The 11,385-nt window shown below is 74.7% G+C and carries 11 protein-coding genes; 8 read left to right on the plus strand and 3 right to left on the minus strand.

The features are described 5' to 3' along the window. Positions 1-20 precede the first annotated feature (20 nt). Positions 21-947, plus strand: a complete 927-nt coding sequence (locus IE263_RS23530; RefSeq protein WP_189939712.1) for an NAD(P)-dependent oxidoreductase — start codon at positions 21-23, stop codon at positions 945-947. Here the strand turns inward: IE263_RS23530 and IE263_RS23535 are convergent. The 3 genes from IE263_RS23535 to rsgA form a co-directional block, all read right to left on the minus strand. Further along, positions 925-1,401, minus strand: coding sequence for a methylated-DNA--[protein]-cysteine S-methyltransferase (locus tag IE263_RS23535; protein ID WP_189939713.1), 477 nt, complete (start codon positions 1,399-1,401; stop codon positions 925-927). The genes IE263_RS23530 and IE263_RS23535 overlap by 23 nt on opposite strands. Then, positions 1,349-2,779, minus strand: a complete 1,431-nt coding sequence (locus IE263_RS23540; protein ID WP_189939714.1) for a DNA-3-methyladenine glycosylase 2 family protein — start codon at positions 2,777-2,779, stop codon at positions 1,349-1,351. Before IE263_RS23540 ends, IE263_RS23535 begins: the two co-directional genes overlap by 53 nt. Positions 2,780-3,074: 295 nt before the next feature. Further along, positions 3,075-4,166, minus strand: coding sequence for a ribosome small subunit-dependent GTPase A (rsgA, locus tag IE263_RS23545; protein WP_189939715.1), 1,092 nt, complete (start codon positions 4,164-4,166; stop codon positions 3,075-3,077). A 406-nt stretch (positions 4,167-4,572) separates the two neighbouring features. Between rsgA and IE263_RS23550 the strand changes: the two genes are divergently transcribed. The 7 genes from IE263_RS23550 to IE263_RS23580 all read left to right on the plus strand — a co-directional run bounded on the left by IE263_RS23550 (position 4,573) and on the right by IE263_RS23580 (position 11,367). Continuing rightward, entirely contained in the window at positions 4,573-5,772 is a 1,200-nt protein-coding gene (locus IE263_RS23550) for a M20 family metallopeptidase (protein WP_189939716.1), read from the plus strand. A gap of 18 nt (positions 5,773-5,790) precedes the next feature. Then, the gene (locus IE263_RS23555) at positions 5,791-6,837 is read left to right on the plus strand and encodes an ArsR/SmtB family transcription factor (protein ID WP_189939717.1); all 1,047 of its coding nucleotides are present in this window, start codon (positions 5,791-5,793) and stop codon (positions 6,835-6,837) included. Positions 6,838-6,886: 49 nt separating this feature from the next. Beyond that, positions 6,887-7,414 (plus strand): hypothetical protein, encoded by a 528-nt coding sequence (locus tag IE263_RS23560; protein ID WP_189939718.1) that lies wholly within the window; start codon positions 6,887-6,889, stop codon positions 7,412-7,414. Between the two features lie 305 nt (positions 7,415-7,719). After that, the gene (locus IE263_RS23565) at positions 7,720-8,073 is read left to right on the plus strand and encodes an STAS domain-containing protein (RefSeq protein WP_229911123.1); all 354 of its coding nucleotides are present in this window, start codon (positions 7,720-7,722) and stop codon (positions 8,071-8,073) included. After that, positions 8,070-8,996 carry an anti-sigma factor RsbA family regulatory protein gene (locus IE263_RS23570; RefSeq protein WP_189939719.1) on the plus strand — a complete coding sequence of 309 codons (927 nt, stop codon included), beginning with the start codon at positions 8,070-8,072 and terminating at the stop codon, positions 8,994-8,996. The genes IE263_RS23565 and IE263_RS23570 overlap by 4 nt, the downstream gene beginning before the upstream one ends. A gap of 197 nt (positions 8,997-9,193) precedes the next feature. Next, positions 9,194-10,858, plus strand: a complete 1,665-nt coding sequence (locus IE263_RS23575) for an alkaline phosphatase D family protein (protein WP_189939720.1) — start codon at positions 9,194-9,196, stop codon at positions 10,856-10,858. 65 nt (positions 10,859-10,923) lie between these two features. Next, positions 10,924-11,367, plus strand: coding sequence for a helix-turn-helix transcriptional regulator (locus IE263_RS23580; protein ID WP_189939721.1), 444 nt, complete (start codon positions 10,924-10,926; stop codon positions 11,365-11,367). Positions 11,368-11,385 lie beyond the last annotated feature (18 nt).

Here is an 11,385-nt window from a genome sequence, read left to right on the forward strand (position 1 = left end):
CGCGAATGAGCCTAGTCGCCATGACTGACAACGCTGGTGACAACGCTCTTTCCCCGATCTCCCTTCTCGGTGCCGGTGCCATGGGCACCGCGCTCGCCCGCGCCTGGCTCGCCGCCGGGCATCCCGTGACCGTCTGGAACCGCACCCCCGCCCGGGCCGAGGCGCTCGCCGCCGAGGGGGCCGCCGTCGCCGCGAGTGCGGCGGAGGCCGTGGCGGCGAACCGGCTGGTGGTCGTGTGCCTGCTCGACGACGCGTCCGTCGGCGAGGCCCTGGCGGGGGCCGACCTCGCCGGCCGCGACCTCGTGAACCTGACCACCGACACGCCCGCGCAGGGCCGGGCCCGTGCCGCCTGGGCGACGGAGCGCGGTGCCCGGTTCCTGGACGGCGGGATCATGGCCGTACCGCCGATGATCGGGGCTGCTCAGAGCGGGGCGTACGTCTTCTACAGCGGTTCCGCCGGGCTGTTCGAGGAGCATCGGGACGTCCTCGCGGTCCCCGCCGGGACGGTGTACGTCGGGGCGGACGCCGGCTTCGCCGCGCTGCACGACGTGGCACTGCTGAGCGCGATGAGCGGGATGTTCGCGGGCATCCTGCACGCCTTCGCGCTCGTCCGCCGCGAGGACATCGCCCCTTCCGAACTCGCCCCGCTGCTCGTGTCCTGGCTCGGCGCGATGGCGCCGATGGCGCATCAGGCGGCCGCGCAGCTGGAGAGCGGAGACTACGGCAAGGGCGTCGTGTCGAACCTGGCCATGCAGGTCGCGGGCAACGCCACCCTGCTCGCCACGGCCCAGGAGCAAGGTGTGAGCCCGGAGCTGCTGACGCCCTACATGACGCTGATGGAACGCCGGCTGGCCGACGGGCACGGGGAGGAGGACACGACGGGGGTGGTGGAGCTGCTGCTCGCGCCGCAGGAGGGCGGCGCCCCTACAGCGAACCCTCCAGCGTGAGCAGCCGCACCTTGCGTTCCAGGCCGCCCGCGTAGCCGGTCAGGGATCCGTCGGCGCCGATGACGCGGTGGCAGGGGCGGACGACCAGCAGCGGGTTGGCGCCGATCGCGCCGCCGACGGCCCGCACGGCGGCCCGGGACGCGCCGACGCGGGCGGCGATCTCGCCGTATGTCGTGGTGGACCCGTAGGGGATGGCGTCGAGGGCGGCCCACACGCGTTCGCGGAAGGCGGTGCCCTCGGCGCGCAGCTCCAGCCGGAACTCCTTGAGGTCGGCGGCGAAGTAGGCGGTGAGCTGTTCCCCGGCCGCGCGGAAGGGCCCGGGGTCGTGCCGCCAGCCGGGCTGGACGACGCGTCCGCCCTTCTGACCGGGGACGGACACCGAGGTCAGGGCGCCGTCCGGGTCAGCGGTGAGGAGCAGGGGGCCGAGGGGGCTGTCGACGTTGGTCCAGTACATGGGGTTCCTCCGCGGCGCGCAGATGGTGCAGGGCGTAGGTGCGCCAGGGGCGCCAGGTGTCGGGGACGTCCGCGCCGGGCGGCGCGACGTCGGGGTCGCCGAGGGCGCGGGCCCGGATCGCCGCCACGGTACGGCCGTCGAGGCCGGGCAGGGCGAGCAGCGCCTCCTGGGCGTCGTCCCGGTCGGCGCCGGGATCGAGGCGTACGGTGCCGTCGGCGAGGGCGGTGGCGAGGGTGCCCGGGGGGCCTGGGACCTCCGCCAGAGCCGCCGGTTCGGGGAAGAGATGGGTGAGGCCGCCGCAGGGCGCGTCCAGGGTCTTGCCGTGGGCGCGGACCAGGCGTTCGGCCTCCGTACGGCCCACCAGCGCGCGCACCGCGTACTCCTCCGGGTCGGCGGCCCCCGGCGCGCGCAGCCCGGGCCGGGCGGCGACGAGCGGGGCGAGCCGCGGGTCCGCGCCGAGCCGCTCGTCGACGGCGTACGGGTCGGCGTCGAGGTCGAACAGCCGCCGCAGCCGCTGGACGGCGGTGGTGAGGTCGCGGGGGTCGGTGAGGTGCAGTCGCGCGTCGAGCCAGCCGCCCGGGTGGACGGCACAGGCCCGGCCTGCGGTGCCCGCCCGCTCGTCCACGGCGACGATTCCGCTGCCGTAGGGGAGGCGGAGCGTCCGGCGGTACGTGCGTCCGCCGGGCGGCCCGCTCAGCTCCTCCACCCCCGCCACGGCCTCCCGTTCCAGCAGGTCGAAGACGGTGGCAGCGTGGTACGGGCCCCGGTGGGCGAGCCGCAGCGGGATCCCGGCGCCGGGGGCGGCGGTGCGGCCCTGCCGGGGCGCGGCGGCCCTCAGCTGGGTCGGGGTCTGCGCGTACACCGCCCGGATGGTGTCGTTGAACTGCCGCACACTGGCGAACCCGGACGCGAAGGCGATCTCGGTGACCGGCAGGCCGGTCGTCTGCAGCAGCACCCGCGCGGTGTGCGCCCGCTGCGCCCGCGCGAGGGCGACGGGCCCCGCGCCGAGCTCGGCGGTGAGCTGCCGCTGCACCTGGCGGGCGCTGTAGCCGAGGCGCGCGGCGAGACCGGCGACGCCCTCCCGGTCGACGACTCCGTCGCCGATCAGCCGCATGGCCCGGCCGACGGCGTCGGCACGTACGTTCCAGTCGGCCGAGCCGGGTGTGGCGTCCGGCCGGCACCGCCGACAGGCCCGGAAACCCGAGCCCTGCGCGGCGGCGGCCGTCGCGAAGAACCGCACGTTGCGCCGTTTCGGCGTCACGGCGGGGCAGCTGGGCCGGCAGTAGATGCCGGTCGTCTCGACGGCGAAGAAGAACTCACCGTCGAACCGCGCGTCCCGGCTGCGGACCGCCTCGTACCTGCTCTCCTCGTCTCGCATGGGTTCCAGTCTTCGCCCGTGACACGGGGAGTGCCAGCGGGAATCGGACATCACGGTGGGGGACCGGACGCCGGTCCCCCACCGCTCCGGCCGGGTGCCGCCGACGCCGCCCCGGCCAGAGCCGGCCCCTGTCACCCCGGCCGGGAGCCGGCCGCCGTCACGTCTCCGCCCAGGAACCGGACCGCCACCCCCGTCCCGGCCGGGGGAGCAGCCGCCGTCACCCCCGCCAGGAGCCTGCCGCCGTCACCCTGCCCGAAGCCGGACGGCCGTCACCCCGGCCAGGAGCCTGCCGCCGTCACCCCCACTCCCCCCGCTTCGCCCGCCAGGCCGCCCGTCCCTCGGCCTGCTTGCGCTTCCAGTCCTGGCGGATGTCGGCGCGGAGTCGGGCGTCGGACTTGGCGACGATCCACTGGTTCTCGCGGACGAGCTTGCGGTAGCTGTCCAGGCGTCGGACCGTGAGGTCGCCGGTGTCGACGGCGGCCAGCACCGCGCAGCCCGGTTCGAACTCGTGGGCGCAGTCGTGGAACCGGCAGCGCTGGGCGAGTTCCTCGATCTCGGAGAAGACCTGGCCGACGCCGCCGCCGGCGTCCCAGAGCCCGACGCCGCGCAGCCCGGGCGTGTCGATCAGCACGCCGCCGCCGGGCAGGGGCAGCAGGTTGCGGGTGGTCGTGGTGTGCCGGCCCTTGCCGTCCGCGTCCCGGGTGGCCTGGACGTCCATGACGTCCTCCCCCACGAGCGCGTTGGCGAGCGTCGACTTGCCCGCGCCGGAGGCGCCGAGCAGCACGGAGGTGCCACGGCCGAGGAGGCCGGCGAGTTCCTCGACCCCGTCGCCGTCCAGCGCGCTGACGGCGAGCACGGGCACGCCGGGCGCACTGCGCTCGACGTCCTGGACGAGGTGCGCCAGCACGGCCGGGCCGGGCACCAGATCGGCCTTGGTGAGGACGACGACGGGCTGTGCCCCGGACTCCCAGGCCAGCGCCAGGAACCGCTCGACCCGCCCGAGGTCGAGTTCGGCGGCGAGGGACAGGGCGACGACGGCGTGGTCGACGTTGGCGGCGAGGATCTGCCCCTCGGACCGCTTGGAGGAGGTGGACCGTACGAAGGCGGTACGGCGCGGCAGATACGCGCGTACGTAGCGCGGGGTGCCGTCGGCGTCGACGGCGACCCAGTCGCCGGTGCAGACGACTCGCAGGGGGTCGTGCGGAGTGACGAACGCGGTGTCGGCCCGGACGACGTCGTCACCGGTGACGACGTCGCACTGCCCGCGGTCGACGCGGACGACCCGGCCGGGCAGCAGCCCCCGCTCGGCGTGGCCGGCGAACTCGGCTTCCCATCCCTCGTCCCAGCCGTAGCGGGACAGAGGGTGTGCGGAAGCCGCGGAAGCCATGGAAGAGGAGAGGTTCAAGGAAGACCCTTCACAGGGCGGTCCCGGCGCGGTGGGTGAAGTGGTCAGCCGGAGACCGCGGAGGTGGAACGAACGAACGTCTGGTCGCTGCGGACAGCACCCGTGGTGGCGACAGTCATCGGTCACACCTCCTGTTCCTCACTCGGCCGACGGCGGCGGCCGACGGCCGCCGCGCGATGCGCGCACCCACCATAGACGCCGGTGCCTTCGAGGCGCCACGGAATATCTCTCCGCCTGCGGACATCTCCCCGGGCACCGGACATCTCCCCGCCTCCGGTGGAGGGTTGCCTGCGCCGCGGTAATCGGCGCCCCTGCGCGTATACCCGGCCGCACGCTCTCTTCGTAGCCGACATCACGTCATCACAGGTCGGCACGAAGGGAGTTGTTCATGTCCTCGCCCTCTCTGGAGGCCCTGTCCGCCGAACTCGCCGTGCTGCGGCCCCGTATGGACGCCGTCAGTCTGGCCATTCACGCGCGGCCCGAGCTGAAGTTCGCCGAGTTCCACGCCCAGCAGGTGCTGACCCGCTGGCTCGCGGAGGCGGGGTTCACCGTGACCGCGCCGGCCGGCGGGCTCGACACCGCCTTCGTGGCCGTGCACGAGGGGAGCCGGCCGGGGCCGTACGTCGCCGTCCTCGCGGAGTACGACGCGCTGCCGGGGGTCGGGCACGGCTGCGGCCACAATCTCATCGCGGCGGGGGCGGCGGCGGCCGCGATCGCCGTCGCACGGGCCCTTCCCGCGCACCCGGGGACGGTCGCCGTGATCGGCACGCCCGGGGAGGAGATGGGCGGCGCGGGGAAGGTGCGGCTGGCCGCTGCGGGGGTCTTCGACGGGGTGGACGCGGCGGTGATGTTCCATCCGGGGGACCGGTGGCTGACCGGGCGGCCCGGGCTCGCGGCGGCGCATCTGCGGGTCGCGTTCGGCGGGGTGAGCGCGCACGCCTCGGTGTCGCCGTGGAAGGGGCGCAGCGCGCTGGCCGCCGCCCAGCTGTTCCTGGCCGCCGTGGACGCGATGCGGCAGTTCGTGCCGCCGACCGCGCGGCTGCACGGGATCGTCACGGAGGGCGGAAAGGCGCCGAACGTGGTCCCCGCGCGGGCCGTCGTGGACCTGTACGTCCGGGACCGTACGGCCGTGTCGGCGCGGGATCTGGTGGAGCGGGTGCGCCGGGCCGCCGAGGGGGCGGCGCTGGCCACCGGGACGGAGGCGGAGGTCTCCGAGACGGGACCGCTGTACGCGGAGCGCCGCAACAACGCCGTGCTCGCCGAGCGGTTCGGGGACGCGGTGCGCGCGCTGGGCGTGGACATCGCGCCGCTCGACCCCGACAGCCCCGCCGGGTCCTCCGACATCGGCAACCTCTCGCAGCGGATGCCGGTCATCCACCCCTACGTCCAGATCGCCGAGGCCGGTACGCCCGCCCACTCCGAGGCGATGCGGGAGGCGGCGGCGACGCCCCTCGCGCACGACCGCGCGCAGGTCGCGGCGACCGGGCTGGCCGAGGTGGTCGCCGAACTGCTCACGGAACCGTGGGTGTTGGCGGCGGCGCGGGCGGAGTTCGAGGCGGAGTCCGAGAAGGGGGAGGTGCCGGTGTGAGGCCGTACACTCCCGGTCATGTCGGTCGTGATCGTCCTGGAGGGGACCGCAGCCGACCACTTCACGGTCGCCGTGTCCCCGCTCGCGGAGCTGGCCGCGAGCCTGCATGTGCTGACGGAGCACGCGCACCACGCCGAGCACTCCGCCTGGGCCGAGCGGACCGCCGCTGCCGCTCCGCCCGGATTCCGGGCCGGGCTGCGCCGGTTCGCCCCGCTGTGGACGGCGCTGCGCTGGCGCGGCTTCTACCCCGGCCTGGACGCGTCCCTGACGGGCCTGCCGGCGGACCGCTTCGCCGAACTCACCGCGTACACCTGCGCCAGCGGCTACCGCGGCTTCGCCTTCGGCCGGGTGCTGCAGGAGCCGGCGCAGGCGCGGCTGCTGCGGCAGGCCGCGTCCGCGCTGCCCGAGCCGCACTCGGCCCTCGCCGAGGACCTGCTGCGCGACCCGGAGGCGCTGCGCGCCGACGTCCTCGCCTTCCTGGACCTGTGCCGCCGCGTCTACTTCGACGAGCTCTGGGCCCGCACCGAGCCGGCCCTGTCCCGGGCCGCGCACCGCGTACGGCAGCGGCTCGCGGACGAGGGTCCCACGGCCGCCCTGCTCTCGCTCAGCCCGTCGAGCGCCCGTCTGGACAGCCCGGCCCGGGTCGTCCTCGACAAGGTGCACCACGCGGTGCTCAGCCCGGCCCGTACGCCCGTCCTGCTCATCCCCACCTGCTACGGCGCGCCGCACCTGCTGGTGAAGGACGAGCCAGGGCTGCCGCCGGTCGTGCACTTCCCGATGGACGCCCCGGAGATCGGGGTGACGCTGGCCCGCAGCCGCATGCTGGCGCTCACCGACCCGCGCCGGGTGCGCCTGTGCCGGCTCATCGCCCGTCAGGCCATGACCACCGCAGACCTGGCGGACCGGCTGTCGATGACCCGCCCGCAGGTCTCACGCCATCTGCGTGCCCTGCGCGACCTGGGCCTCGTCCGCGTGGAACGTCACGGCCGCTATGTGCACTACGGCCTCGACCTGGCCGCGGTGGAGCGGATCGGGCGGGACGTGGCGACCGCCCTGCAGTACTGACGCGCGCCCCCGTACCGACGTGCGCACGGACGGGAGGTGAGGGAGGGTGATGCGTCGCTACCCGATCGTCAGGCGCCGTGCGCTGCGGCCGCGGTGGCGGTGGAGTGCGTGGCGGGAGCGGCGCAGTCCGCTGGCCGCGGGGCGGGACGAGACGCTCGTGTACGAGATCGACGGGACGTTCGCGACCGGGGTGGCTGATCCCGCGCGGGCCACCGCCGTGAGCCTGGTCGACGTCGGGCGCCGGGACGTGCACGCCGGCTGGGAGCTGGCGGCGTCCGACCTCGCGTGGGACTTCCCCGTCACGCTGACGTTCCACTGCACGGTCGTCGACCCCGTCGCGGTCGTCCGCGCCCGTCGCACGGGCGGCGTGTGGGACGTACGGCGCGTCCTGGCCGCGGACCCCAGGCCGGGCACGCTGCACCGTCGGCACCCGGACGGCGACGAGGACGGCCTGCGCCGCGCGTTGACCGCCCTCCTCGCACCGCGGCCGGCGTACCAGGAGATTCCCGGGGTGCGGGTGGAACTCGCGTGGGTGGACGTGGGCCCGGCCGCCCTGCTGGACATCGACGAGGCGTGAGGGAACCCGTCACATGGAGCCGACACGTGGTTGCTGTGTCGTCGGCTCGTCGCCGCCGTGGGCGTTGCACATCGCGGTGCGCGGCGGCGGGCACAGCGTGGCGAAGGCGGCGCGTGAACACCCACGATCAGACGGGCATATTCGCGGCGGCAGCGGGAAGCCGCACTGGGCGCGGCGTGATCGGCGAGGGCGGAACCCCTGGCAGGCTGGGGCCGCCCCGGGCCGCCGCCCGGACGGGATGTGACGTTCCGTCCGTGCCGCGCCCGGACGAGCAGAGGGTCGGCGGATTGCTGAGGAGACCGAGTGTGGATGCCACACATGACAGGGGCGAGCCCACTCCGGCGCACGGCGGGGCTGTGCTGGAGGTGAGCCCGTTGTCCGGTCGTCCCGGGATCTGTGTCAGTGGCGAGATCAGCGTCATCACCCGCCTGTCCTGGCAGGAGGCGCTGGCCGAGCTGGCCCGGCGGCACCGGGACGTGTCCTATGTGGAGCTGTCGGGTGTCGGATTCGTCGACGTGGCCGGGGTGTCGGCGCTCGCGGTCACGGCCATGAACCTGCCGGGCGGACGGGTCGTCGTGGAGCATCCGCCGCCCCAGGTGCCGCGGGTGCTGGAGCTGTTCTGGCCGACCGTGCGCGGGATCGAGGTGGCGCCCCGATGAGCTCCGTGGTCAACGAGGCGTTCAGCCACCCTGCGCTGTTCTACCGCACCGGGCAGGAGTACGCCGAGCAGACGGTGTCGTTCGTACGGGAGGGCCTGGCCTCGGGTGAGCCCGTGGCGGTGGCCGTGCCCGGCCCCAACCTGGCACTGATCGAGGCCGGGCTGGGAGCGGACGCCCAGGACGTCCTCCTGCTGGACATGACCGAGGCCGGCCGCAACCCGGGACGGATCATCCCCGGCGTTCTCCGGGCGTTCGCCGACGCCCACCCGCAGGGGCGGGTGCGGATCATCGGAGAGCCGATCTGGGCGGGCCGCAGCTCCGTGGAGTACCCGGCGTGCGCGCAGCACGAGGCGTTGATCAACGCCGCCTTCGAGGGCCGGGCGGCGACCATCCTGTGTCCGTACGACGAGTCCCGGCTGGACCCGGACGTGCTGGCCGACGCCCGGGTCACACATCCGACGGTCATCGCCGGAGGCCGCGAGCGGGCCAGTGACGTCTACGACTGGCAGGCCGTCGTCGCCCGCTACAACACGGCGCTGGTCCCCGCCCCGGACGCCGCCGTCTTCTCCTTCGGCGCCCAGGAGCTTCCCGAGGTCCGTCACTTCGCCGTCGGCCAGGCCGGCCGGCTGGGCCTGGCCGGGCAGCGGCTGCAGGACGCGGAGCTGGCGGTCGCGGAGCTGACGACCAACAGCGTGGTCCACGGCGGCGGCCGGGGCACGCTGTGGATCTGGGCCGAGGCGGGCCAGGCCGTGTGCGAGGTCCGTGACCGGGGACGGCTGACGGATCCGCTCGCGGGGCGCAGGCCGCCGGAGCGGGGGCAGATCGGCGGCCGTGGCCTGATGCTCGTCCACTACGTGGCCGATCTGGTGCGGGTGCACGCCTCGGACGACGGCACGACCGTCCGCTTCTATCTCACCCTCTGAGAGCCCGGCAGGGCGGCCGCCGCTGAGGCGGCCGCCCGTGCCCCACTCCTCGCCACGTCGGACCTGACGGTAGCTCAAATGGGTTACTCCTGCCGGAATCTCCCCCTTCGCCTGCTTAGCATCGAGATGCCTGCCGCCCGCAGGCTCCGGCCCGTGGGCCGCAGTCGCCCCCCAGAGTCCCGCGGGAGCCGAGGCCCATGCGCCCGACAGGCCGTCACCGACCCCTGCCGCACGGCGTCCCGGCCGCCCACGGACCCGAACCGCGCGCCGCCGCCCGCCACTTCGCCCGCCGCCGTTTCCTGACCCTCACCGCCGCCGCGGCGGCCCTCGCCTTCGCCACGCACCTGCCCGCGACGGGCGTGGCGGCCGCCCGGGAGCTCGACGCGGCGAGGATCGCCGAGGACCCGTTCACGCTGGGCGTCGCCTCCGGGGATCCGCTGCCCCACTCCGTGGTGCTGTGGACGCGGGTGGCACCCGTCCCGTACGAGCCGGGCGGAGGTCTGGCCGGGCGGGCCGTCGCCGTCGCGTGGCAGGTGGCGCGGGACGAGCGCTTCGCCTCGGTCGTCCGCAGCGGTACGACCCTGGCGTCACCCGACTACAACCACACCGTCCACGTCGACGTCGGCGGGCTGGAGCCCGGCCGCACGTACTACTACCGGTTCCGCACGGGCACCTGGATCAGCGAGACGGGCCGCACCCGCACCGCCCCCGCCCCCGGCTCCGCCGTCCCGGCGCTGACCTTCGCCGCGGTGTCCTGCCAGGCGTACCACGACGGGTACTTCACGGCGCACCGGCACCTGGCGCAGGAGCAGGTGGACGTGGTCTTCCACCTGGGGGACTACCTGTACGAGTACGCGGTGGACTCCGCCGGCGGCGCCCGCGCCTACACCGACCGGATCCTGCCGGACGTGTTCAACCGTGAGACGGTCACCCTGGAGGACTACCGGTTGCGGTACGCCCTCTACAAGAGCGACCCCGACCTGCGTGCCGTCCACGCCGCCCACCCCTTCGTCGTCGCCTGGGACGACCACGAGACCGAGAACAACTACGCCGGCGCCGTCGACGAACTCGGCGGCCCGCCGGTGGAGTTCCTGCTGCGCCGGGCCGCCGCCTACCGCGCGTACTGGGAGCACCAGCCGCTGCGCACGGCGCGGCTGCCCGTCGGCCCGGATCTGCGGCTCTACCGGCGGCTGCACTGGGGCACCCTCGCCCAGTTCGACGTCCTCGACACCCGCCAGTACCGCTCCGACCAGGCCTACGGCGACGGCAGACACGTCCCCGGCCCCGAGTCGGACGACCCGGCGCGCACCATGACCGGCCCGGCCCAGGAGCAGTGGCTGATCGACGGCTGGCGGGCGTCGGACGCGCTGTGGAACGTGATGCCGCAACAGGTCTGTTTCTCCCAGCGCAGGCTGGACCTCGGCGCAGAGGCGCCGATGTTCATGGACGCCTGGGACGGCTATCGCGCCTCCCGCGCCCGGATCCTCGCCGGCGCGCGGTCGGCCGGCGTGGAGAACCTGATCGTCCTCACGGGCGACGTCCACGTCGGCTGCGCCTTCGACGTCAAGGACGACTTCGACGACCCGGCGTCGACGACCCTGGGCACCGAGATCGTCGCCACGTCGATCGCCAGCGGCAGGGACGGCACCGCACGCCCCGCGAACTGGGCGACGTACCTGGCCGCCAACCCCCACCTGCGGTTCTACGACGGCCGCCGCGGCTACGTCCGCGTCGGCCTGGACCGGCGCGGGGCGCGCGCCGACTTCCGGACCGTCCCGGCGGTGACGAGCCCCGGCGCCCCCGTCTCGACGGCGGCGTCCTTCGTGACGGAGGCGGGGAATCCGGGGCTCGTGCCGGTGTGACGGGGTGCGGGCGGATCGCCCGAACCGGAGGACCGGAGCGCAGACCGGGTCGTACGATCGCGGATGTGACCAGCAGACCCGCCCCCGAGCAGCGCCTGAGCGACCTCGCGCGGCTGCGCCGCGTCCGCGACCGGATCGACCGGGAGTACGCGCAGCCGCTGGACGTCGAGGCGCTCGCCCGCGGTGTGCACATGTCGGCCGGGCACCTCAGCCGCGAGTTCCGGCGCGCCTACGGCGAGTCGCCGTACGCGTATCTGATGACGCGGCGCATCGAGCGCGCGATGGCGCTGCTGCGCCGGGGCGACCTCAGTGTCACCGAAGTCTGCTTCGAGGTCGGCTGCTCCTCGCTGGGCACCTTCAGCACACGCTTCACCGAGCTGGTCGGGGTGCCGCCCAGCGTCTACCGGCAGGAGGCGGCGCGCGCGACGGCGGGGATGCCGTCGTGCGTGGCGAAGCAGGTGACCCGGCCGATCAGAAATCGAGAAGCGCCGGTCCCGGGCCGCGCCTAGCGTGAGGGCCATGGACAT

Origin of the sequence: Streptomyces aurantiogriseus, assembly GCF_014649375.1 — a bacterium.
GTDB classification, from domain to species: domain Bacteria; phylum Actinomycetota; class Actinomycetes; order Streptomycetales; family Streptomycetaceae; genus Streptomyces; species Streptomyces aurantiogriseus.